20 protein-coding genes are annotated in these 23891 nt (G+C 65.7%); 14 read left to right on the top strand and 6 right to left on the bottom strand.

Features of this window, described 5'->3' with window-relative positions; all coding sequences use genetic code 11:
* Positions 1-117: 117 nt before the first annotated feature.
* The 5 genes from WM2015_RS00350 to WM2015_RS00330 all read left to right on the top strand — a co-directional run bounded on the left by WM2015_RS00350 (position 118) and on the right by WM2015_RS00330 (position 9558).
* A complete protein-coding gene (locus WM2015_RS00350) occupies positions 118-3501 on the top strand; it encodes a choice-of-anchor O protein (RefSeq protein ID WP_049724178.1) in 3384 nt (1127 codons plus the stop codon).
* Between the two features lie 255 nt (positions 3502-3756).
* The gene (locus tag WM2015_RS00345) at positions 3757-4416 is read left to right on the top strand and encodes a hypothetical protein (protein WP_049724177.1); all 660 of its coding nucleotides are present in this window, start codon (positions 3757-3759) and stop codon (positions 4414-4416) included.
* Positions 4417-4618: 202 nt separating this feature from the next.
* On the top strand, positions 4619-5464 hold the full coding sequence (locus WM2015_RS00340) for a LytTR family DNA-binding domain-containing protein (protein ID WP_049724176.1): 846 nt from the start codon (positions 4619-4621) through the stop codon (positions 5462-5464).
* A 122-nt stretch (positions 5465-5586) separates the two neighbouring features.
* A complete protein-coding gene (locus WM2015_RS00335; RefSeq protein WP_082169316.1) occupies positions 5587-6591 on the top strand; it encodes a S41 family peptidase in 1005 nt (334 codons plus the stop codon).
* Between the two features lie 318 nt (positions 6592-6909).
* Positions 6910-9558, top strand: coding sequence for a TonB-dependent receptor domain-containing protein (locus WM2015_RS00330; RefSeq protein WP_169751063.1), 2649 nt, complete (start codon positions 6910-6912; stop codon positions 9556-9558).
* Between the two features lie 34 nt (positions 9559-9592).
* Here the strand turns inward: WM2015_RS00330 and WM2015_RS00325 are convergent, their stop codons facing one another.
* The gene (locus WM2015_RS00325) at positions 9593-10123 is read right to left on the bottom strand and encodes a hypothetical protein (protein ID WP_156200709.1); all 531 of its coding nucleotides are present in this window, start codon (positions 10121-10123) and stop codon (positions 9593-9595) included.
* Between the two features lie 403 nt (positions 10124-10526).
* On the opposite strand from WM2015_RS00325, the gene WM2015_RS00320 reads away from it, so the two are divergent.
* Together WM2015_RS00320 and WM2015_RS00315 are read left to right on the top strand one after the other, a co-directional pair.
* Complete coding sequence (locus tag WM2015_RS00320) at positions 10527-10988, top strand: hypothetical protein (RefSeq protein WP_049724172.1); 462 nt, start codon at positions 10527-10529, stop codon at positions 10986-10988.
* A 104-nt stretch (positions 10989-11092) separates the two neighbouring features.
* A complete protein-coding gene (locus WM2015_RS00315; RefSeq protein WP_049724171.1) occupies positions 11093-12823 on the top strand; it encodes a vWA domain-containing protein in 1731 nt (576 codons plus the stop codon).
* Between the two features lie 336 nt (positions 12824-13159).
* Here WM2015_RS00315 and WM2015_RS00310 read toward each other — a convergent pair whose 3' ends face one another.
* On the bottom strand, positions 13160-14353 hold the full coding sequence (locus WM2015_RS00310) for a hypothetical protein (RefSeq protein WP_156200708.1): 1194 nt from the start codon (positions 14351-14353) through the stop codon (positions 13160-13162).
* Positions 14354-14623: 270 nt separating this feature from the next.
* Here WM2015_RS00310 and WM2015_RS00305 point away from each other — a divergent pair, with 270 nt between their 5' ends.
* Together WM2015_RS00305 and WM2015_RS00300 are read left to right on the top strand one after the other, a co-directional pair.
* Positions 14624-15187: an RNA polymerase sigma factor gene (locus tag WM2015_RS00305; protein ID WP_082169314.1), complete on the top strand. Its 564-nt coding sequence runs from the start codon at positions 14624-14626 to the stop codon at positions 15185-15187.
* Positions 15184-15996 carry a hypothetical protein gene (locus tag WM2015_RS00300; protein ID WP_049724169.1) on the top strand — a complete coding sequence of 271 codons (813 nt, stop codon included), beginning with the start codon at positions 15184-15186 and terminating at the stop codon, positions 15994-15996. Before WM2015_RS00305 ends, WM2015_RS00300 begins: the two co-directional genes overlap by 4 nt.
* A gap of 41 nt (positions 15997-16037) precedes the next feature.
* On the opposite strand, the gene WM2015_RS00295 is transcribed toward WM2015_RS00300, so the two are convergent.
* The 4 genes from WM2015_RS00295 to WM2015_RS00280 all read right to left on the bottom strand — a co-directional run bounded on the left by WM2015_RS00295 (position 16038) and on the right by WM2015_RS00280 (position 20437).
* Positions 16038-17369 (bottom strand): DUF1501 domain-containing protein, encoded by a 1332-nt coding sequence (locus WM2015_RS00295; protein WP_049724168.1) that lies wholly within the window; start codon positions 17367-17369, stop codon positions 16038-16040.
* A 3-nt stretch (positions 17370-17372) separates the two neighbouring features.
* Positions 17373-18725 carry a DUF1800 domain-containing protein gene (locus tag WM2015_RS00290; RefSeq protein WP_049724167.1) on the bottom strand — a complete coding sequence of 451 codons (1353 nt, stop codon included), beginning with the start codon at positions 18723-18725 and terminating at the stop codon, positions 17373-17375.
* A gap of 135 nt (positions 18726-18860) precedes the next feature.
* Positions 18861-19847, bottom strand: coding sequence for an META domain-containing protein (locus WM2015_RS00285; protein WP_082169313.1), 987 nt, complete (start codon positions 19845-19847; stop codon positions 18861-18863).
* Positions 19844-20437 carry a hypothetical protein gene (locus WM2015_RS00280; protein ID WP_049724165.1) on the bottom strand — a complete coding sequence of 198 codons (594 nt, stop codon included), beginning with the start codon at positions 20435-20437 and terminating at the stop codon, positions 19844-19846. The genes WM2015_RS00285 and WM2015_RS00280 overlap by 4 nt, the downstream gene beginning before the upstream one ends.
* Positions 20438-20537: 100 nt before the next feature.
* On the opposite strand from WM2015_RS00280, the gene WM2015_RS00275 reads away from it, so the two are divergent.
* The 5 genes from WM2015_RS00275 to WM2015_RS00255 all read left to right on the top strand — a co-directional run bounded on the left by WM2015_RS00275 (position 20538) and on the right by WM2015_RS00255 (position 23876).
* Positions 20538-21155 carry a hypothetical protein gene (locus WM2015_RS00275; RefSeq protein ID WP_049724164.1) on the top strand — a complete coding sequence of 206 codons (618 nt, stop codon included), beginning with the start codon at positions 20538-20540 and terminating at the stop codon, positions 21153-21155.
* A gap of 23 nt (positions 21156-21178) precedes the next feature.
* Positions 21179-21808: a glutathione S-transferase family protein gene (locus tag WM2015_RS00270; protein ID WP_049724163.1), complete on the top strand. Its 630-nt coding sequence runs from the start codon at positions 21179-21181 to the stop codon at positions 21806-21808.
* 36 nt (positions 21809-21844) lie between these two features.
* Positions 21845-22792 carry an ABC transporter ATP-binding protein gene (locus tag WM2015_RS00265; RefSeq protein ID WP_049724162.1) on the top strand — a complete coding sequence of 316 codons (948 nt, stop codon included), beginning with the start codon at positions 21845-21847 and terminating at the stop codon, positions 22790-22792.
* Positions 22789-23568, top strand: a complete 780-nt coding sequence (locus WM2015_RS00260; RefSeq protein WP_049724161.1) for an ABC transporter permease — start codon at positions 22789-22791, stop codon at positions 23566-23568. The genes WM2015_RS00265 and WM2015_RS00260 overlap by 4 nt, the downstream gene beginning before the upstream one ends.
* Positions 23569-23657: 89 nt before the next feature.
* Entirely contained in the window at positions 23658-23876 is a 219-nt protein-coding gene (locus WM2015_RS00255; RefSeq protein WP_049724160.1) for an EF-hand domain-containing protein, read from the top strand.
* The last annotated feature ends 15 nt before the right edge of the window (positions 23877-23891 follow it).

Below are 23891 nucleotides of genomic sequence, written 5' to 3'. Positions count from 1 at the left end.
CCCCGAATCGTACTACTGCGAGTATCGGACGGCGTCTGCTGGCACGGTTTCGGGTACGAAGCCCCTCCGGAGGACACCGATTTCGAGGAAATCGACACCATTCTTCTAGGAGGGTCTATGCGTACACGGACTGTACATTCGGTCGCGCCTGATCGGGGGCCGAAATCCAATTTCATTCGAAACAGCCTGGCTTCCGGCCTGGCCATCGCCCTGCTGGCCGGCGGGCCGGCCCTGGCCGATGATGGCGCCGGCCCGAACGGGGTGCCGGGATCGCGCTTCGAGCGCATGATGACCGACAATCTGACGCCAGGTGGCGAGGCATCGCACGCCTTCATCGACGTCATGCGGTCCTACATCCCGGCCCAGCGCGCCGACGGCACCCTGGTGACCGACGTTCCGCGCTACAACATCGACGGCGACCAGGTCGACGTCTACTCCGAGGCGAGACCGCAGATTGGCGTGTTCGTCTACGGCGATGTCGAGTATCCCGTGACCCTCGAAGGCATCGGCTTTGCCGGCCACGGCAAGCGCGAGGCCTACGCGGCCGTGACCCTGGATGACGGCCTGACCTGGAAGCGCACGGACCTGTCAGAATCCTCCGACCTCAGCTCGGCCGACTTCGACCGCCCGGATGTCGCTCTCTATGCCGACGACGGCATCAACTACCCCGGTGACGTCATCAATATCTTCCAGGCCACGGCCGGCAATCAGGCCCTGGTCGCCTGGTTCAGCCGCTACTGCGATGGCGGTGAGCCCAACTACACGCTCGAGAGCAGTGATCCGACCCGCCGCGACGCGATCGCCGCCTACATGGGCATCGATCTGAACACGCCGTCACCCGATGACCTCTACCTGATCGACATGTTCCTGGTCGCCGGCTCGCAGGGTTCGGTGGACTATGCGCAGGATCAGTTCGAACAGAACCATCCCGTCGGTGAAGTGCCCTTCAGCTGTCTGTGGACTGCACGCGGCTCGCTGGAGCTGATGGACGACGGCACCTACGACATGATCTGGCGCAAGGCCGAGCGTCTGACCTCCGGCCGCCGCGACGTCAACCGCGTCGAAGTGGCCATGGTCGAGGGCGCGGGTGCCGTGATCACCTGGCAGGAGGACCCGGAAGGCCTGCGCGCCGGCCAGGGCGAAGGCCCGGGTGAGGGCTGGAGCGGCGCGGTCGCGAACTCCCAGACCGACGTCTGGTACTCCTACATCGAATGGGAATACTTCGACGAAGTGCAGCAGGACGACGGGACCATCGTCGAGTACGCCGCCTACACCGGTGAATCGAACCGACCAAAGCCGGGCATTCCCTTCGCCATGCCGATGCGCCTGACAGACAACGCCCCCTGCAACGTCGACAACCCGGCCCCCTACTGCAACGGCTCGGCCCTGGTGGCGAACAATCCGGGACTGCCGGATCCGGTCGGTGACTACGGCATGCGGGACATGTGCGCCCAGATCGCCAACGCCACCGTGCGGATCGGCCAGGAACGCGTCCAGACCAACGTCTGCGTGACCGAAGACGGCCTGCCCCTGGTCGGCAATACCGCCTCGACCCGTCCGCGCGTCGGACTGTATGGCTTCGATTCCAACGACGACGACATCACCGACAGCGGTTGGGTCGTGCTCGTTGCCGAAGAAAGCAAGGGCCTGGGCCAGTTCGGTGTGGACACCGAGACCGGCATCGTGGGCTGCGATCCGGAAGTGGACGCGAACTGCGAGACCTTCGATATCGGCAAGAACATGTGGTACCACAGCTTCAGCATGGCGCTGAGCGATACCAGCGTCGAGGAATCGGCGCAGCTGATCGAGAACCTTGGCAGCCACGGCAACATGCTGAACCAGCCCGAGATCGACTGGGAGACGGGCACGATGTTCGCTCCGGTCAGCACCGGGTCCCTGTGGGACTTCGACACGGGCAACTTCGACATCTACCGCACCGAGATCGCCCGTCGCGGCAGCCTGCTTGCGCAGCCCTTCGCGAAGGTCGCCACCACGGCGCTCAGCGACCTGATCTTCGCCGACCGTTTCGAGTCCACCGTTCGGCTGGCAGGCGCCGCACCCGAAACTCTGGGCCTGGTCGCCTTCCCGACATGGAAGCAGGGCGCCATGCAGCAGGGTGGACCCGCCGACGTGATGGCCCGCCGGATCCTGTTGCCGGCCGATTTCGATGACACGACGAACGGCGTCAAGAACCCATATGCCTTCACGAACATGGCCTGCGACACCTGGGCCTATGCGGACGGCTCCAACCCCTTCTATCCCGATGGCCTCTGTCTCGATCCGGCGATCAATCTGTCCTCGGTCACGCCGGACGTCTGCTTCGACACCTCGACCCTCGGCAGCACGGCCTGCCCGACCGTCGATCCGGTCACCGGCATCGGCGACACCAACCCGATCCTGGAAGGCTCCGACATACCCGAGCCCAACACGACCAAGGTGCTGACCTGGCACCAGTGCCAGCCGGGCATGACCGGCGGCACCGCGGTCAGCGCGGCGGGCTTCGACGGGCTCAGCGACCCGGATGCGAGCTTCACCTGCGAAGACTCGCTCACCAACCGCACGAACAACCTGACCGATCAGAGCTGGTACAACCCGCTCGACGTCGCCAAGGGCCACCGTGGCTTCCTGGACGGCGACTTCGTGATGATGCTCTACGCCTGGGCGCCGAACTGGAAGCTGAACTCCCGCGGTCAGGACCGCTACCAGCTCTACATCCGCCGATCCTTCGATGGTGGCTTGACCTGGACCACGTTGCCGGCGGATTACACGGATCGTCAGGGCATCAGCTACGGCGACATGGCGCAAGGCACCGTGCACTGCGAGATCTTCCGTGGCCAGGGCGGTGGCACCTCCGATGAACCGGTGGGCTGCTACGGCTACGGGGCCGGCGCGCCGGAACAGGCTCGCAACGTATCACAGCTGAAGTCGCAGCAGTTCACGATCCTCGATCCACGCTACTCGCCGACACCGAACACGATCGTCGGTAGCACCGATCCGGCCGACATCCGCGACGCCTCGCGGTACTTCATCGTCTACGAGACCGGAGACAACTCCACGGTCGAGGAAGGCGAAGCCGAACCGCTGGATCTGTTCTACGGCCGCGGCATCCGCTTCGGCGATCATTACACGGTCTGGGCGGAAGATACGGGCTCGAGCGACCCGAACGCAGGCCTGGAGAACTGTTATCCAAACGATCTCCACGATGTAACCTCGCTGCCGGCCAACTACCTGGCGGCGGTCCCGGGCTCCGGCTTCTGCAACGAATTCGATCCCTTCGAAGGCGCCCAGGGTCTAGCTTCGGGAGAAGCCAGCCTCGAGGCAAGCCCGGATGGCTCCTGGTTGTATGGCGTCTGGGGGCAGGATGACGAACTGACCGGCGAATCGGATGCGGTCTGGCGCAAGGTCCGCTTCATTCCGGACTACATCTCCGACACCTACAGCTGGTCGCTGCCGGGCACGGCCTCGTATCCGGGAGACAACCGCTACTCGGGCGGAAACTGAGACCGACGATGGCTGCGGGTCGCTCGGCGGCCCGCAAGCCTGAGCTTCTTCCGGGATCGCTGCCCTCCGATCCCTGAACCTGGCCCCGGCGCACTGCCGGGGCCTTTTTTATGCAATGAAGGCAAGGGCGTCTGCGTCACCAAGGCGTTCCGCGGATCAGGATTCAAAAGCGGTCCGACAGAGACAGATGTGCGATTCTGCCCGCGGCGGCATTGATCAGGACAAGACCCATTCATCGTCTGATCGAGGAACGCCATGAAAACCATGATCCGCAAATTCGTCAACCCGCGAACCCGCCGCAACGCCACGATGGCCTGCGCCTTGAGCGTCGGCCTGCTGGTCGCCAGTACGGCCAGCGCCGGCAGCGTGATCTATCAACCTGAAGTCCGAGATGACCTGGTCGGCGTCTTGCCCGACGCCGTGCTCGTGGGCTTCAATCCGCAGCCCGAACCGCCGGCACGACTGATGATCTCGGGAGACCTTTCCTCACCGACGCCGAGCGTCGTGTTCAGCGGCATCGAAACCGGGCAATTGGAGATGCTGATCGGCATCGGTGACAGCCGTGCTCGCTTGATCCAGATGTCCCTGGAGGGCGATTCCTGCGAGCTCCCGGTCGACATCAAGCTCTACCCGGTCTTCCGCGAAGTTCGCATCCCCGAGTCCTGCCGCGGCGGCTTCCGCATAGCCGCACTCTATTCGGACCGTTCAGTCGTTCATCTAGATCTCAGCATTCGCGCCGCTGTGAACGACGTCCTCGTCCCGCCCGGCATTCTGGTCGGCTTCGATCCACAGCCCGAACCGCCTGCCATGCCGGCCTTCGGCCTGCGGGTGGATCTGCGCGAACTGGACTCGGACGCAGTCACCGTGGACCTGGCCCTCAGCGATGCGCGGGGCAATAGGATCCAGCTCCGCTGATTCGCGCTGGAATTCCTTCGGGGAGTGCACGCACTCCCCGGTTGATTGTCGGCGCTGATTCCCGGCTCTGCTAAACGCTCGGCCCTGGCAGCCGACGCGGTTCGACCGGGCCACCGAGATGGTGCCAGCAGCCCCAGGCAGCGGCGATGCATCCGGAGGCGCCGTTCGCCGTGAGCAAATTCGAGCAGGTAAGCTAGGCCTCATGCCTGGCAAGGGAAACAGAGGAATCGGTTCGACGCTCCGCGCGAGGCTTCTGCGGCCGCTGCGTTTCGTCGACTCCTGGTGGCTGCCGATCGGGGTCGGCAGCACCGTCGGCGCCCTGGTCGTGTTTACCCTGCTGTTCTTCGAGCCCTTCGGCACCGACCGCTACGAAGCCTCTTTTCGCAACCTGCGACTGTCCGGCTACGGACTGTGCGTGCTGCTGCCCTTCCTGCTGGTTCACGGCCTGTCGCGCTGGTGGATCGAGCGCAGGGGCAGCGTCTGGCGGCTGGGCCACGAACTGGCCTCCCTGGCTCTGCTGGTCCTGCTGGTCTTCAACGCGGCCTATCTCTACAACACTCTGGTCATCAACCAGCAGCCGCTCCGCTTCGACCAGTGGAAGGATTTTTCCCTGTTCATCGCCATTCCCTATCTGCCCTTGCTGGCGCCGCCCGCGATGCTGATCCGGCGCTCGTTGATCGCCATGCTGGGCGATCGGGTGGGCGAAGAGCGCATCGTGCTGACCGGGCGCAACCAGGACGATCGCCTGCGGCTGGCACCCTCGGAGTTCATCCTGGCCGAAGCCGAGCAGAATTACGTCACGCTGCACTATCGGCGCCGTGGTCAGACCGCAGCACGGATGTTCCGCGCCACCCTGGCCGAGATCGAGTCCCAGCTTCCCGATGCCCTGCGCGTACATCGTTCCTATCTCATCAACCCCGCACGCGTCCAGGCCATCGAGGGAAATGCCCGCAAGCGCCTCGTCCGACTCGAAGGCAGCGATCGCGACGTCCCCGTGTCACCTCGCTTCGAGCTTGCGCGTCTGGAGGCCGCCGCGGGCGAAGTCTGAGGCAGGCCCACAGCGGCCCTTCATCGTCGTCAAACAAGCTTCAGCTTCGTCAAACCCCGCTGGACCGGTGGGTTTTCGGGCCCAAGAATGGAGCTTCGTCCGTCAACCCAGCGAGTCCTGCCATGCGATTCAAGCCCCTTATCCAAAGCGCCACCCTTGCGGTCATGCTGGCCTTGGGCGCGCCTTGCGTCCACGCCGATCGAGCCGCTGAGCCTGGCCCCAGGGCCGCGCTCGTCGAACGCGCCATCGCCACCGCCGAAGCGGCCGTAGCCAACCCGGCCTTCGTCAAGGGCGAGTCATGGGCGAACTTCACCGCCATCCTGCGCGATCCGGCCACCCAGGCCCTCGACGATGACGACTTCCGTCGCGCCTTCAACGACGCCGCCGAGGCCTTGCCCTTCACCCATTTCCGCCTGAAATGGCAGTCGCCGCCGACGCCCGCAGGAGAGGCCGAAGCCATGATCAGCCTGGAATGGCCGCGCGAGGACGTCGCACTGGTCCGGATCCGGATGTTCGAGGGTGATCCCGCCGAGTTCAGCGAGATTCTCGCCACCGTCATCGAGCGCCAGCCGCGGGCCCTGATCATCGACCTCCGCGGCAACCCCGGTGGCTCCTTCCCGACGGCCGTCGCCCTGTCGCGCGCCCTGCATCGGGACGCCCTCGATGCCGGCGCCTTTCTGGCACGTGGCTGGTTCGACCGACACGGCGACTACCCGAGCGCAGATCAATACGAGGCCATCGAAGCCCTCGACGAACTCGATCTGGCGGCCTATGCACGGAAGTTGCGAAACGACGGCGCCGCCCGCCTGATCCTGCCCGCCCACGACGAGCCGATCTTCGAGGGACAGACCCTGATCCTCGTCGACGGCGACACGGCCAGCACCTGCGAGCCCCTCGCGCGCCGCCTGCAGGAATCCGGCATTCCCATCCTCGGCGAACGCACCGCCGGCGCCATGCTCAGCGCCGAGCATTTCCCGCTGGACGACACCTTGCGCTTGTTCGTACCGGTGGCGGACTATGTCACCCCGAGCCTGGAACGTCTCGATCGCCGAGGCGTCGAGCCCGACATCGAAGTCGCCGCGGAGGCCGCGCTGGATCGTGCGCTGGCTTTGATCGACGAATCCTGAGCCGTCTTCAATCCGCCAGGCGACCGATTCGAGGGCATCGGTCGTGGCTTCGATCGAGAACAACTCGGCCGGGGTCGGACGATAGCTCGATTCCAGCCCCTGCTCCGCATGCCGAGGGTCGGAAACGAAACGGGACGTTCTCCAGACGTCGCCTTCGCGACCCGATTTCAGCGAGCTTTCAGAGAAACTTCAGGGCCTTTTCCCGGGCCATCCATGGTGGCCGGAGCGATGTCGACCCAGACTGAAGCCGCGTGGATGGGCCGCGCTCGGGACGCACCCGGGAGCGGCCTTCCGGAAATCGGCGATGGGGAGAAGCACATGAAGCATGCATGGATGTGGGTGGGTCTGAGTCTGAGTCTGGCGCTTATGAATTCCGCACTTGGATTCAGTGGTGACGAGGCGGCAGCGGAGGCGGCGAGTGGGGCGCAGGCATCCACCACGGCCTCGAGACTGGGATCGGATGGCGGACGACCCGTTCAGGTCTACGATCGCGACTGGATCGAGGCCTCGGGCCAGTTCTCACTGGCCGAACTACTGCGGGACCTGCCGCTGAACGTTTCGGGCAGCGAGCGTGCTTACCTGAATCTGCTGACGCATGAGCCAGTCCTTGCCAGCGCCGAGCTCCGCGGCCTGCCCGCTGGCTACACGCGGGTCCTCGTGGATGGTCAGCGCTGGCCGCTCGATCCTCATAGCGGACAGGCAGTCAACCTGCTGACCCTGCCGCTGGCGATGATCGAGCGGATCGAAGTGCTGCCCGAGGGTGCAGCTGCCGTCCATGGAGCCGGCGCCGTCGGCGGCGTGATCAACCTGGTGACACGTTCGGGTTTCGAGGGCAGCGAGATCGCTCTCGGTGCATCGGCGCCGAACGACCGGGGCGGGGAACGGCGCGAAGCCTCGGCCCTTTTCGGAACCCACTGGGCCGGTGGCAAGCTCCTTGTCGGTGTCGGACACGACCAACGCGAGGCGCTGCATGAATATGACCTGCCTGCCCAGGCGTTTCCGGGTCTCAGCCTTTTCGGCAACAACTTCTTGTTCGACTCGGCCGATGGTCCGCAGCGAGTTCCCAATGGCGCTGGATGCCGAGGCCGCGGCTTCGAGCTGCTGCAGCTGGCGGATGGCACTCGCTACTGCGCCTACGATCAACGCCTGGATGTGCAGCGCAATATGGCCAGCGACAACCGCAGCCTGTTCTCGAGGGCCACCTTCGAGATGGGGTCTGACAAAGTGCTGTCGGTCGCTGCCACCATAACGAGAACGCGCCTGCGCGGCCAGGGCTGGCCGTCCCATGTTTTTACTCGCAATGTGGCCGGGATCGGCCTTCCGGCTCTGCCCCCCGGGAGTCCAAATCATCCCTCGACGCCACCGGAGGAGGGCGGACTCAACCCTGACTGGAACGAGTTCGACGCTCTCTCCAGCGAGCCAGTTTTCATCGAACACAGCTTCGCGGCCAACGGGCCGATTCAGCGCATCGAAACCACCGACGCATCCAGACTCGATCTGGCTCTCGTTCAACGGATCGGCCCGGTCACACTTGATCTTGGTGCCGGCTACAACAATGCCCGCCTCGATGCGGAAGGCACCAATTCCCTCCTCCTGCCGGCCGCCCATGAAGCACTGCTGGATGGGCGCTACAACCTGTATGACATCGGCGATGTGCCGCCGTCGGTCCTGGAGGGCATGGAAGCCGACCTGCGCTCAAGATCCCGTTGGCAGGACTGGCACCTGCGGGCCGCAGCCCGCGGTAGTTTCGTGAATCTGTCCGGAGGGCCGGTTCGACTGGGTATCGGTGTCGAGTGGCGGGAAGAACAGCTGGAAATTCGGCCGACCACTGCATCGATCAACACCAGATACGAGCTGTTGCCGCGCCTCAACCGGATGCAGGCCGAACGTGATGTCTGGAGTCTGTTCAGCGAAGCCGAAGCGCCCTGGGGAGAGCGCCTGCAGTCGCAGCTGGCCCTGCGCTGGGATCGGGCAGACGATCTGGGAACGGTCCTGAATGCCCGCGCCAGCACCCGATGGACCCTGAACGAGGCCTTCAGCGTCAGAGCAGCATGGACTCGCAGCGGCCAACCGCCCTTGCTCGGGCAGGGGCTTCAGTTCCCGGTTGAGCCGGATCTTGTCGTTCCCGCACTGCCGCAAAGTCAGGCGCTGTGTGACTACCTGGGCCTGGACCTGACCGACTGCCGCTATCGCATTGAATCGCGAACCACTCGCAATCCCGCCCTCCGTTACGAAATCGCCCACCAATGGAGCATTGGCTTGCGTGCCGATCTGGGCCCGCAGCTGTCGATTTCCGTCGATGCCTTCGACCTGGACCTGACCGGCCGAGCTCGACGGCTCGGACCCGCGGGCATCGTCGACTGCTTCTTCGGCGTCGCAATCCGTTGCCCCGACCAGTCCATCGCCCTGATCAACGCTGGCCAGGACTTCCCGGAGGAGGGGCTGGCAGTCTTGATCCAACCGATCGATCCGGATCAATCGGTCTTGAACGAAGTCGCCTGGATCTTCGTGCAGAACGGCCTGGTCAATGGGGGCCGCGCGGAACGCCGTGGGATCGATCTGCAGGTGGACAGCCGATGGGCCAACGACTGGCTCGATCTGGCAAGCACGCTACGGGCCTCCTGGCTGGATCGCGCCAGCGACAACTCCAGCTCCGACCTCGTCGGTCTGCCCGGTGTGCCCGAGTGGCGCGGCCAATGGTTCACCCGCGCCCGGTTTCGCGATCTGACCCTGAGCTGGGTGGTGAACCATATCGCTTCGCAACGCCGACGCAGCCGTACCGAACTCCCGAGCTGGACCACCCACGACGTCCAGCTGGCCTGGGATTCGCCCTGGAATGGCCACGTGTCGCTTGGCGTCGATAATCTCGCGGACCGACGCCAGCCGTATGCCGGATTGATCAATGGCCCCCGCCTCTACGACGATTACGGACGGATCGCCTGGCTGCGCTACCGGCAGCGGTTCTGAGCACGGACCGGGCGATGTCGACGCTCGGCCCGGGTCAGAACTCGAAGCGGTCCTCGAACACGGCGTCAGGAGGGATCAGCGTGGCGACGATGTCGTCGTAGGAGACCAGGCTACTGAACCACTGGAGGGAGACCAGACCCGTCATCGCGGACAGATCGAAGGTCTCCACGCCGAAATTGTCGCCGGCCTGACAACAGACCCCGTCGGTGTTGATCGAGACCTGAACGGTACTGTTGTCCTCACGCGTGCCGATGAAGCTCAGGGACTGCGGGCCCAGACTTTCATTCAGCTCGCGGATGTCGATACTGATCATGTCGAAGGTGCCGCCGTGCAGCGCGGTCAGCGTGAACTGCATGCCCAAGCTGCTCGGGAGCAAGCCCGGTGGATCCGGCAGTGAGGTGCCGCTGACGAACATCGCGGCGTTGCTGACGAGCCGGAGTTGATTCTCCTCGTAGACCGTCACTCCCGACGTCAGGCCGCCGAAGGACATGGTCACGGTCTCCGCCTGAGCCGCGCCAAGCCATCCAATCATCGAAACAAAGAGCAGACCACTCCAACGCAACATCGTTTTCATCTCCTTCAGAGTCAAGCAATGCGGCTCGAAGGTCTGAATCGGCCGCTTCCTTAGCCATGTCTAGCGGCATTCGGGCGGGAAATCGGTCAAGGAGAGGGGGACGGTTCGCCAACAGAGGACGCCGGTCAAGCGAGCTACGCTACGTCCATCCCCACGCGCACCTCGAGACCTTGCCGCTGCTGAGCGACGAGCAACTGGACCGGTACAGCCGCCTGCGAGGCTGCGGCGAGACCGCCTGCGATGGAGTGCCCGAAGGTCATGACCCGGCCCTATGGCGGCGGCATCACGGATGCGATTGAAAGGGTCCTGCATTGATCGGCCGCTTGGCGCGCGCATCCTGCTTCCCCTGAGCCTGCCATGCGCGTCTGTCTGCATGGCACGATAGAATCCGGGGATGCATGCGCGCAGCTATCCATTGCTGACCCTGATCGTCTGCCTGGCGGCAAGTTCAGTGCTTGCAGACGAGCCTGACCGATTCGGTGTCGACGCGGTGCTTGGTGGCGAACGGTTCTTCCACGACCGCCGCCTGACGGTCGTCGGGCTGCTGGATCTCGAGTTCGAATCGCAGGCCCTCCGAGGACAGACCGGTTCCCTGTGGGTGGATTTCATCGGACACCATGGCCATGACCGCAACGCCATACGCGCCGCGCTGGAGGCCTCGAGACCCATGCGAGAGAAAGCAGCGCCCCTCAACGGTCGGTGCGTCAGCATCACGGGAACGATCCGGGTCGGTCCAGAGGGCAACTGGATGCTCTGGCCGGTTGAAATCGGCCAGATTACCGATATCGAGGCCGCCGCCGAACACCATTGCGAGGGCCTTCGAGAGCGCCTTCGAGAGCGCCTGAACCGTCGTTGAAAAAGCGGCTCGCGAAATCCTTAACCCCTTCTCCCGCTCCCGCGCGTTGTTTCGACTGAAGCACCCGAATTCAGTCCGAAACCAACATCATCGAGGAGCACATCATGAATCACTGGCAACGTCATGGAAGTCTGGCGCTGATGACTGCAGGCCTGGCCTTTTTCGCCGCCGGCTGCGCGCCGTCCACCACCAATGAGCCGCAGGGGCCGGAAACGCCGGTCGTCGAGGAGCGCCAGGAGGCGGACCGGCAGGTCGCCGAGGCCGAGCAGAAGGTGATCAGCGAACGGCGGGCGCAGCCGCAGGCCGAGCTGGCGCAGCGCGTGATGAGCGATCTGGCCGTCAGCGGCGCACAGACCTTCAGCAGCCAACCGGCCCCGCCGCCGATGGCCATGCCCCAGCGCCAAGCGGACCGGCCCGTCGACCGGGAGAACTACGCCGAGATCGACACCAACCCGGTCCACCGAGTGGTCGAAACCCCGGTCTCGACCTTCAGCATCGACGTCGACACGGGCAGCTACTCGAACATCCGCCGCATGCTGCGCGAAGGCCGCCTGCCGCCGGAAGATGCCGTGCGCGTGGAAGAGATGATCAACTACTTCAGCTACGACTACCCGGTGCCCGAGGCCGGGGGCGCGCCCTTCAGCGTGACCGTGGAGCAGGCCACCACGCCCTGGAACGCCAACACCCGCCTGCTGCAGATCGGCCTGCAGGGCTACCGCCCGGACCCGGGCAGTATCCCGGCCTCCAACCTGGTCTTCCTGCTCGACGTCTCGGGCTCGATGAATTCCCCGGACAAGCTGCCCCTGCTGGTCAACTCGATGAAGATGCTGACCCGCGAGCTCGATGAAGACGACCGCGTGGCGATTGTCGTCTACGCCGGCGCTTCGGGCCTGGTACTCGAGTCGACGCCGGGCAATGAGCACGCCACGATTTCTGCAGCTCTCGACCGCCTGTCGGCCGGTGGCAGCACGAACGGCGGCGCGGGCATCGAGCTGGCCTACGCCCAGGCCCGTCAGGGCTTCATCGAAGGCGGCGTCAACCGCGTGATCCTGGCCACCGACGGCGACTTCAACGTCGGCCAGGTGGACTTCGACAGCCTCATCGATCTGGTCGAGCGCCAGCGCGAGTCGGGCGTAGCGCTCACCACCCTGGGCTTCGGCACCGGCAACTACAACGACCATTTGATGGAGCAGCTGGCCGACGCCGGCAATGGCCAGCACGCCTACATCGACAGCCTGAACGAGGCGCGCAAGGTGCTCGTCGACGAGCTGAGCTCGACCCTGATGATGATCGCCAAGGACGTCAAGATCCAGATCGAGTTCAACCCGGCCTTGGTCTCCGAGTACCGCCTGATCGGCTACGAGAACCGCATGCTGGCACGGGAAGACTTCAACAACGACGCGGTCGACGCCGGTGACATCGGCGCGGGCCACACGGTCACGGCCCTGTACGAGATCGCCCTGGTCGGCTCCGGCGGCGAGCGCGTCGACCCGCTGCGCTACCAGACCGAGAGCACCGGCGGCGATCCTTCCGGTGAACTCGCCTTCCTGCGTCTGCGCTACAAGGCCCCGGATGGGGACACGAGCCGCCTGATCGAGCAGGCCATCCGGCCGGAAGACGGTGGCATGTCCGAGCGCCTGGCCTTCGCCGCCGCCGTCTCGGCCTTCGGCCAGCACCTGCGTGGCGGGCAGTACCTGGAAGGCTACAGCCTGGACGAGATCCTGGCCCTGGCCACGCCGGCCCGCGGCGAGGACCCCTTCGGCTACCGCGGTGAGTTCCTGCAGCTGGTGCGCCTGGCCGACAGCGTGGGCATGGCCCAGCGCGGCGAGAAGTAGGATCCGGGTCAAAAGGCCAAAAGCATGAACACGAAGGGCACGAAGAAGACACGAAGGGAAGGGTGAGGGTCTTCGTGTCTTCGTGCCCGACGTGATTTCATCTCAACCCAGACCCGCTTGCCCGGCAATTCAGATCATGGTGAATGCTTGGACATGGACCGTCGGGGACGTGGCCCCGACCTACTCATGGCTCCGGTCGGGCGCGCTCGATCCTGGAGACTGCAGGGATATTGGGCGTCCCGGGTGCTGGCGAGCAGCCTGAAGGGCCGACTTCACTTACGGCAGGCTTCGGGCCGGCCGCCTGCGCTCCTGAGCAGACGGCCGGTTCCAGCTCGATCAGGGCCGGACGCAATCGACGAAGATGATGAAGCTGTACTGAGCTTCGCCGTTGACCCTGGCCGTCAGGCGCTTCGAGCACCGGCCGACATTGAAGCCCGAGCCACCACCAGACTCGGGAAAGGGCCGAGGCGTGGGATCGTGTGGCGGATAGTGGAAGGTGAAACCCTGGTCCGTCAACGCGCTCTCGATCTTGGCCAGCACGCATTCATTGGTATAGGAGCCGCCGCGCTCGAGGTTGCGCGCTGGCTGACCCGCCGCCCGACTCAAGTCTCGATTGAACTGGATGTTCAACAGCGGCGTCCCGGACGCGGGGGCGTTGCCGAGGTATTCCACCTCGAAGATCAATTGATCCGGAATATTCGGGGTCGGGACTTCGCTGCGTTCGAAGGTGAACTCGTAGTAGGTCTGGGCGCCGACTTCCCATTGAGCCGAGAGTCCGAAGCCGAACGCCGAAGCGCCTACGCCGTTGATGTTGTTGACCCATGACTGGCCCTCATTGAAAGGAGGCAGTCCTTGAACGGCGGCCAGCCGGATCAGTTCTTCGTACTGGATCATCACCGCAGGATCGAGAACGGCGTCCAGCGCAGTCCCCTCGGGGCAGCTGCCGGTAGTCCGAATCGAGCCCGCCGGCCGACTGTAGCTCGCGACCAAGGGTCGATCGCCGGCGATGGTCATCCCCTGGAGCAATTCATCCCAGGCCACTCGAAGCTCGATGATCCGGTCGGTGACCAATGATTCGGCGGAACTCAGCGGCTCAGAAATCGCCACGGGGAGCCCTCCTTCCTGCCAGACGCGAAAGGAAAACACCTGGCCAGACGTCTGATTGATCAGAAACACTCGCCGGATCGGTGTCTGGCAGCCTCCGAACGAGGCGCGCTCTCCAGAGTGCGTATCCTCGTCCTCCCCATCCGGCGACAGGCCGCCACAGCCCGGTCCCGATGGCCCCGGTGGCGCATGGTTTTCAGCCAGCAGTCTCGCCGAGTTCAGGTCATAGCACTGCGGACAGAAGAGGCCCAGAGGATCGTTCGAAGCGCTTGCAGGCGGTTGGCACCAGACCAGCACGACGAACACACAAGCCAGACGAACATTGGCAAGCATCGCTGCCATGATTTTCGAAGATTCGATCACTGTATTCGTTCCCGAAAAAAGCCAACCCCTTGGTAAAAGGTACTGCGCCAGCACGGTGCGCATGCTAGCCGCAGACGGCTTGGTTGTAAATGAAATAATCGAGATAGCTGAAAATACAGATCAACTTTCGGGCGGAGATGCGGCCACGCCTCCAGCGGACTCCGGATAGCCAAGCGCAGAAACATTCGCCGGCGCTTTAACCCCTTTGCTTGATCTGAGTCGTTGTTTGGATGAAGCTGACGTGATTCGGGGCGCGGAATCCGCCAGGCCCGGGCCACAAGGCACGGGAACCGCGACCCCGATCCTGCTGAACAAGGACGGAGACAAGACGAATTGAGCCAGGCCACGGACGACGAGCTCATGCTGGCTTACGCGGCAGGCGATGCCGCGGCATTCGATCAGCTCTACGAGCGCTACCGTCAGCCGCTGTATCGCTACCTGCTGCACGCGGTCGGCGAGCGGGCCCTGGCCGACGATCTCTACCAGGACGTCTGGTCGCGGATCATCCACGCTCGCGATGGCTTCGAGCGCGGCAATGGCTTCAAGCGCTGGGCCTTCCGGATCGCGCACAACCGTCTGGTCGACCACTGGCGAAAGCTCGACCGGCAGGCCACCGATGCCGCCGAGGGCATGGACCATCTGGCCAGCGACGAGCGCGGCCAGCCGGACAGCCAGGCCGAGAAGGATGAAGACGCGCGCCGTCTTCGAGACGCGCTGATGCAGCTGCCGCGCGATCAACGTCAGGCCTTTCTCCTGCAGCAGGAGGCGGGCCTGAGCCTGGCCGACATCGCCGAACAGGACGGGGTCGGCCGCGAAACGATCAAATCCAGGCTGCGCTACGCGGTGGCGAAGCTGCGGACCGCACTGGGACCCGCCAGAGAGGCATCCGGACCATGACGAACTCGACGAACAAGGCGATGGACGAGGACATGCAGGCGCTGGCGCGGCAGTACCGCGAGCACGGCCAGGCCGAACCGCCCGCCGGTCTGGATCGGATGATTCGCGCCCGGGCCGAGGAGGCGGTGAAGCATCGCCGGCTGAAGGGCCCGCTGCCCTGGATGGGCGGCCTAGCCACGGCCGCGGTGCTGGTGCTGGCCATCGGCGTGGTCATCCAGACCCCGCCCCCCGCGCCGGAGGCCCTGCCCGAAATCGGAGCCGCTGACGAGGGGCGCGAGCGCTTCATGCAGGACAGCCTGCAGGAAGCCGAATCAAGCCGAGTCGCGCCGATGGCCGAATCGCGCGCGGTCCTGAGCGATCGAGCCGAACCGGTCGCTCGGTCCGCCCCTCCGGCACCGCCGCCCCCCGCGGCCGCCGAACGGCAGCTCTCGCGCCTGCAGCAGTACAGCGGCAAGACGATGGATTCGGCAGTGGAGGAAGCGCTCGTCCCGGAACGCGAGGCCGAATTCGCACCCGAGGCGCCGGCCCTGTCCAGTTCGCTCGCACCGCTCCCCGAGCCCGCCGAGCGCCGAGCGGCGGATCAGGATGCGCTCGCCGACTCGGCGGCCATGGAACTCCGCGAAGCGGAGCTGGACGCAGGCCCGCTGGAGGATGCCGTCGACCCGGCGGAAGCGATTCGCGAAGCACTGGAGGCGGGCCGACTCGAAGACGCTCGCGCGGCCATCGACGCTCTGCGCGAGGCGCAGCCGGACCACCCCGATCTGGAAGCCCTGGAGGCGCACTGGCGCGAGCTGGCCGAAGGCGATTGAGGTTTTCGCTGCGAACCCGAAGGGCCCGCAGGCCCCGGTATTCAGCGAACGGATTCGGAACGGATCGAGCGAACCGCAGCGAGCCGATCGAGCGATAGGCCGCCCAGGTCCAGGCTCGCCGGAGGCGTCCAGGCCTCGGTCGGCACGGCAAGACGGGCCGGTGCGCCCAGAGCCGGCAAGGCGGCGGCTTCACCCGCAGGGAGGAACAGGCCCTGCCACGGGCCGGGCTGCCAGCCGTTGAAGATCGGCGCGAAATCGGTGACGCCGAAGCGGGTCGCCAGCAGCTCGGCGAAGACCTGGCGGTAGTCCGTCGTGACCGTCAGGTCCTGACCATCGGACAGGGCGCTGTCATGCAGGCCCGGCCAGTCGCCGTGGACCTGGCCGCCATTGACCGTGCCACCGGCCAGGAACATCACGCCGCCGTGGCCGTGGTCGGTACCGGCGGAGGCGTTTTCCGCGACGCGGCGGCCGAACTCGGTCTGCACGACCACCGTCGTGCGCGCCCATTCCTCGCCCAGATCGTTGCGGAAGGCGAGCAGGGCATCGCCGAGGCCCGCGATCAGGCCGGCGATCTCGTCGTTCTGGCTTTCGTGCGTGTCCCAACCGCCGGTGTTGATTGCAGCAGCCTTCAGACCCGAGCCCGACTTGATCAGACGTGCGGCATCGGCCAGGGCCGTGCCCAGGGGGCTTGGCGGGTAGTCAGCGCCGATGGGCAGAGCCTGCACGGGGCCGAGGGCGCCGGCTGCGTCGAAGACCGCCTGAGCGGTGGGATCGAGCAGGGGGTCGAGGCGATAAAGATCGGCGAGGGCCAGGCGGGTCCGGGCATCGAGCGCCAGGCTGAAGTCGTCGATCGCGCCGAGGGCCAGGGCGCTGCCCAGACCGGCCATCGACAGGGGCACGGCCTTGTCCAGGGCCACGGCCTGAAGCGGCGTGCCACCGTTGAGGCTGGCCAGATAGCGCCCGAGCCAACCCTCGCCGGGTGCCGCATCCAGGCTGTCGATGCCCTGCTCCATCACCGCCTGGGCCTCGAAATGCGAACGCTCGGCGGTGAACAGGCCGGCGGCATGGACCACGCCCAGCTCCTGGGCGTCGTACAGGGTCTTCAGGGAGCCGGCCGAAGGATGGAGAGCAAAGAAGGCGTCCAGGGGCAGGCCGTCAGCTTCGCGGATGGCCAGGGCCGGGCGCCGATCGAAATAGGCGCTGTCGCCCAATGGCGCACACAAGCTCAGTCCATCCGCGCCGCCGCGCAGGAACAGCACGATCAGGCGTTCCGGGTGGCTGCCCTCGCTCGCGTCCATGGCCCAGACCCAGCCCGGGGCCGAGGCAGCCGCGCCGGAAATCGCCATCCATTTCAAGAGTTCGCGTCGATTCATGGCTTACCTCCATTGGGTCTCGGCGCTGCCGAGGATCCAGCCGGCCATGGCCTGAAGCCGGCCTTCGGGGGACAGGCGGCGGCTGTAGCGCTTGAGCAACGCCCGCGCCTCGCCGCTCAATCCGGATGGACGCAGGGCCTGCTCGAGATAGTCGATCTGATCATCCAGGCTGGCGAAGCGGGCGGCCTCGCGGAGCACGGGCGAGCGATCGGCCAGGGCATCGGTCCAGCGCGCGGCCTGGTTGAAGCGCATCAGGAAGCCATTCGTCGACTGCCAGTAGCCGCGCTGGTCCGGGTAGCCATTCGGTGCCGGCCAGGTGAAGGGCAGCTGGCCACCGGCCGACAGGGAGTCGTAGTGACTGGTCAGCACCGCCGCGTCGAGCTCGGCTTCGAGGGCGCGCAGGGCGGCAGCGCTGAATTCGTTCGGTCGCTTGAGCTTCATCGGCAGGCGGGCGCGCACGCTTGCATCCATCAGCAGGGCCTTGAGCGTGATCCGGATGTCGCCGTCGGAATCACTGAAGGCCTGGGCGACCTTGTCGACCAGTGCCGGCTCGGGCCAGTCGTCGACGAAGCGGCGGCAGAGCTTGGTGGCGATGTGCCGGGCGGTGGATTCGTGGGCGGCGATCATCGAGAGCAGGGCCTCGCCCTCGCTCAGACCGCTGGGCGCGAAGCGCTGGCCGAGCACGGTCTTGGTGCCGTAGTCGTGCAGGCCTGCGGCAAAGAAGAAGCTGGCCGGCTGACGAATCGTCCAGCCGGTAAAGACTCGCGCGGTCTCCTTGATGTCGTCTTCCGTGTAGCCGCCGTCGACGCCGAGCGTGTGCAGCTCGAGCATTTCGCGCGCGTAGTTCTCGTTCGGCCCGTCGGCGGTGCTCAGGTAGTTGTCCAGATAGAACAGCATCGCCGGGCTCCTGGCGTCGGCCTGGAGCAGGTCTTCGAAGCGGCCCAGGGCCAGCGGGCGCATCAGGTCTCGGTCCTCCAGGAACTTGAAGTAGCCGGTGGCCGCGCTGTTCATGGTGACGTTGAAATGATCGGACCAGAATTCGACCATGCGTTCGTGCAGCTGGCGCGGGCTGTAGATCTGCCGGATCAGAGTGGCGATGGTGAGATCACGCTGCGCCGCACCGAAGTTCTGCTCCTCGAATATGTGCCGAGCCAGAGCGGCGGCGTCCATCGACAGGGTGGGCAGCAGTTCGAGCAGGGCGGACTCGAGGCCGCCGTCATCGATCCGGTCCGGCTCGAGCTGCCAGTCGATGAAGGCCTCGTAGCCCATCGATTCGGCCAGGCGCATCCAGCCACGGTTGGCACCGTAGGTGATCCGATCGACCAGCCGAACCAGTTCGGTGGTGGCTGCTGACATACGAGCTCTCCTCTGGGGAACCGAGCCGATCGCGCGCTCCCGCCGGCGATCGACGCTTCACCCTAGCCCCGGGCCAGCGACCGGTGCAAGTCAAGGAGTGTCAAGAAATGTCGCAGCCGCAGTGTATTGCGGTGATCAGCGGAGCGGTTCGGCCACGATCACCGCCTGGTCACCGCTGAGCAGCAGGAGCCGTCCGTCCTCGCTGACACGATGGTCATCGACCCGGCCCAGGGCGGCCAGGAAGCGCCGCTCCTGATCGCCGCGCCCATCGTCCGGGCAGGCCATGAGGGTGCTGGTCACCGGCCCGATTCGAAGGCGCTTTCCTTCGGCGTTGATGGCGCCGCGATAGCGGTTGCAGCCGGCGCCGCCGGCGATGCTGGCTTCGTCGGCGTCGAAGCTCATGTTCGGCGCGCCTTCGCTGGCCACCGGTTCGCCCTCGATCTCGATCACGCGCCAGGGGCTGTAGCTCAGTCGATCCAGATCCGGCAGACGCCGGCAGGACAGGGGATCGCCATCGCCGCGCTCGAGGCGCGCCGTGTCACCATCGATTCGAAAGGCGACCGTCCCGTCGGCGCTTCGATAGGCGTCGCCATCGGCAAGCAGCTCGAAGGACTGACCGGCAGCGACCAGGTACTGCTGCTCACCGAGCGGGCCGAACAGGAAGCGCTGATCCCCGCAGCGCCAGGACGAGCCGAAGGCCGGGCCCGGCAAGGTATAGGCGCGCAGGTTACTCAGCGTCAGCACATCGACCTCGGCCGAGACGGGCACCGCCTCGGTCACGCGAAGCAGCCCGCCCGGGGCCACCAGACCGGCGCGAAACACGGCCTGACCCACCTCCGCCAGCTCGGGGAGCGTCAGCTCGAAGGCAATCGGGACCTGCCGGCCTTCGAGGGGCCGCCGGCTCAGCAGGAGCAAGGCCTGGTCCGCCGTCGCCGCATCGCGAACTTCGAGGACCAGCTCGGCATCCGGCGGCAGGGCGATGCGCTCCGGATAGAAGAGCTCGCCGACGATCACGGGGCCGGAAGCCGAGGATTGCGCATCACCCTCCATGGGCGCTTCTCGTGCGTCGCAGGCGATCAGCGCCAGGGCGCACAGACTGATCCAGGCGGCACGGTACATCATCCTCGGTCTCCTGCAGGCGGAGTGGGGGAAGCGATCTGGGCGAGGACCAGATCGACGGGGTCACGGGCGGCCAGGTTGGCTTTAAGTGAATGCGCGAGGCGCTGGCTGTGCTGATAGGCGGCCCAGTCCGGCGCCGTCGGCAGCGCCTGGTCGGGCGCGTGCTCGGCCAGCAGGCGCGCGAAGCCGACCGGCTCGATCATCACGAAACGGTCCGGAAACGCCAGGAACAACCACAGGGTGGCCAGGGGCCAGCCCGTCAGACCGTAGTGCGCGAACACGTGCAGCAGGTGCTTGAAGCGTTCCTCCATGGCCCGCTTGCCGTGCATCACCCCGTTGATGGCGATGGACAGCTCGCGCTGGCCCATCTCGTCGGCAAAGCCCTTTTCGAGCGCGGCACGGTCCTCGGCCGACAGCAGGGGTGCGCGGTCGAGCACCTCGAACAGCTGCTCGCCGATCCGATCGTACTGGTTGCGGCTGACCATGGGCGGGAAGGCCTCGAGCCCCAGGCGGAGGCGGGCGAGTTCGCAGGCGGCGATCAGATCGTCGCGGCCTGGTGCCGAAGCGATCGTCGAAGGGTCGGTGGAGCTCATGGGCGGCGATTCCGGGGTTCGATTCGCCTTTCATTTTACCGGCCCGAAACGATACCAAAGAGTATGCTGGGCATTCTTCCACCGCCGGGGACCGCCCGCCATGCCCGCCAATCCGACCCTCAGGCTCGTGCTGATTCTCGGAATGCTGTCGCTGATCATCGGCCTGGCGAGCGAGAGTCATGCGGTCGACTGCGCCAGCGCCGTGCCCACCGACGCCGAGGCCCTGCTGCGATTCCATCGCGGCGACGACGAGCGCATCTACATCGAAGAGGACGTGAACTCCCTCGGACCGCACCCGAACCCCGCCGCCTCGGACGAAGCCTTCCAGCACTACGAAGTCTGGGGCCATATCTACAAGGGCCGCTACCGGATGCGCTTCCAGTACGCCGAACTCCCCGACGACTGCCTGCTGATGGGGCAGGAGATCATGGAGTTCGCCGTCCTCGGTTACACCATGGACCGGACAGATAGCGCGCACGGAGTCATTCGCTCGCTGACGATGGGCGACCGCGCATGCTACCTGCAGCTGGAAACGCGCGACGGGCAGACCGTCGACTACCTGGCCGACTTCGAAATGTGTGAACGCGGGGCCCTGATCGGGGAGACCGTGCAGCTGATCCTCGAGCCCGCTCGGGTGGCCGCCGCCAGCTGCGAAGGGGATCCGGAGTGCCCGGACAGCGAACGCGTAGAACTGGTTGTCGACGCCATCCTTGAATAGCCCCTACCGCCGAGGAGAACCACATGAAGCTCTACACCTGCACCGGGGCACCCAGCCCGCGCCGCGTCACCCTGTACCTGGCCGCCAAGGGTATCGAGCTGGAGACCGTCGAGGTCGACCTGCGCGCCGGCGAGCATCTGAGCGACGACTTCGCGGCGCGCTCGCCGGACTGCACGGTGCCGGTGCTCGAGCTGGACAACGGCGAGCACCTGTTCGAGACCGGTGCGATTCGCCGCTACCTCGAGGAGCTTCATCCCGAGCCGCCGATGTTCGGATCGAGCCCCGAATCGAGGGCACAAATCAACCAGTGGACCGATCGGGTCTTCGCCCACGGCCTGCTGTCGGTGATGGACGCCTTCCGCAACGCCTCGCCGGGCTTCAAGGACCACGCTCTGACGGGCCGGCGGCCGGTGGCCCAGATTCCGGCCCTGGCCGAGCGCGCCCGCGATCGCTACGCCGGCTTCCTCAACCTGCTCGATGAACGTCTGCAAAGCCAGGAGCAGGTCGGTGGTGCCGAGTTCAGCGTGGCCGACATCGATGCCCTGGTCACGATCGACTTCGCGGCCCGTGCGATCCGGATCGCTCCGGACCCGCAGCAGACCGCGCTCTCGGACTGGCATCAACGCATGCGTGAGCGCTTTGCCGAAGCCTGAGCCCCGAAGCGCCCACGGGGCCGCTATGCTGTGCCCATGAGCGAATCGAAAGCGGCGGCCAATGAGGCCATCCTGAGCATCGACCGCGTCGGCAAGGTCTACGCGGGCGGCTTTCGCGCGCTCGGGGAAATCAGCCTGGACATCCGTCGGGGCGAGATGTTCGCCCTGCTGGGACCCAATGGCGCCGGCAAGACGACCCTGATCAGCATCATCTGCGGCCTGGTGACACCGAGCAGCGGCTCGATCCGCGTGGCCGGCCGCGACATTCTCAGCGAGTTCCGCCACACGCGGCGCCTGATCGGCCTGGTGCCGCAGGAGCTGCACATCGACATGTTCGAGACCGTGCTCGACACGGTGCGCTTCAGCCGCGGCCTGTTCGGCCTGCCGCCGAACGAGGCGCATATCGAGTCCCTGCTGAAGGACCTGTCGCTCTGGGACAAGCGCAACGACCGCCTGATGACCCTGTCCGGGGGCATGAAGCGACGCGTGCTGATCGCCAAGGCCCTGGCCCATGAACCGGAACTGCTGTTCCTCGACGAACCCACCGCCGGCGTGGACGTGGAATTGCGCCGGGGCATGTGGGAGCTGATCGGCCGCCTGCGCCAGTCCGGTGTCACCATCGTGCTGACCACCCACTACATCGAGGAGGCCGAGCAGATGGCCGATCGGGTCGGGGTGATCAACAAGGGCGAGCTGATCGTGGTCGACGAGACCCAGGCCCTGATGCGCCGCCTCGGTCAGAAGCGCCTGACCCTGCACCTGACCCAGGCCCTCGAGCAACTGCCCGAGTCCCTGGCTGGCTGGGATCTGGAGCTGGTCAACGGGGGGCGGTCCATCCGCTACAGTTTCCACCCCGAGGACAGCGAGCTTCGCCTGCCTGGCCTGATCCGGCGAGTGCACGAGGCCGGCATCGAGCTGAGCGATCTGGATACAAGGCAGAGCTCCCTGGAAGAAATCTTCGTCGACCTGGTGCGCGAACCATGAGTGCAGTCCCCGCCTTCAACGCCCGCGGTGCCCTGGCGATCTACCGCTTCGAGATGGCGCGCTTCAAGCGAACCCTCTGGCAGTCCGTGGCCACGCCGGTGCTGACCACGGTGCTCTACTTCGTCGTCTTCGGCTCGGCCATCGGCAGCCGCATCGGCGACATCGACGGCGTGCAGTACGCGGCCTTCATCGTGCCAGGGCTGATCCTGCTGACCGTGTTCACGGAAAGCCTTAACAACGCCAGCTTCGGGATCTACATGCCGCGCTTCACGGGCACGATCTACGAGATCCTCTCGGCGCCGGTCTCGACGCTGGAACTGGTGCTCGCCTACGTCGGCGCCGCCGCGACCAAGTCCGTGTTGCTCGGCCTGATCATCCTGGCTACCGCCAGCCTGTTCATCGATCTGTCCATCGCCCACCCGATCGGCATGCTGGCCTATCTGCTGCTGGTGGCCTTCGCCTTCAGCCTGGCCGGCTTCATCATCGGCGTGCTGGCCGACGGCTTCGAGTCCCTGCAGTTCGTGCCGATGCTCGTGGTCACGCCCCTGACCTTCCTCGGTGGCGTGTTCTACTCGATCGAGATGCTGCCCGAGCTGTGGCAGACCATCAGCCTGTTCAATCCGATCGTCTACATCATCTCCGGCTTCCGCTTCGTGTTCTTCGGCACCGGCGACGTCAGTATCTGGGTCAGCCTCACGGCGCTGGGCGGCTTCGTGCTCGTCGGCCTTGGCATCATCGCCTGGATCATCCGCTCGGGCTTTCGATTGAAGAGTTGAACCGCCGGGCCGGTTGAGGCCGGCCCGCCTTTGCGGCATGATTCGCGCAGAGCCGAGGACACAGACACAACCCGCAGGAGGGTGGACCCATGAACACCGAGGAACTGGTCGACGCACTGTTCAAGGAATTCGACCGCAACGGCGACGGCGAGCTGTCCCGCGGCGAGTTCGTCGAACTGGTCCGCTACCTGCTCGGCGAGCACGGCATCAAGACCAGCTCGCGCATCTTCGACAAGTTCGACGCCGACCACGACGGCGGCATCTCCCGCGACGAACTGGTCGATCTGATCGACGAGTACGTCCTCTAGGACCGACCCCTCGCC

This window comes from Wenzhouxiangella marina (assembly GCF_001187785.1).
Classification (GTDB): domain Bacteria; phylum Pseudomonadota; class Gammaproteobacteria; order Xanthomonadales; family Wenzhouxiangellaceae; genus Wenzhouxiangella; species Wenzhouxiangella marina.
Note: the sequence above shows the minus strand (reverse complement) of the source record. Positions and strands in the feature narration are given on the sequence as shown.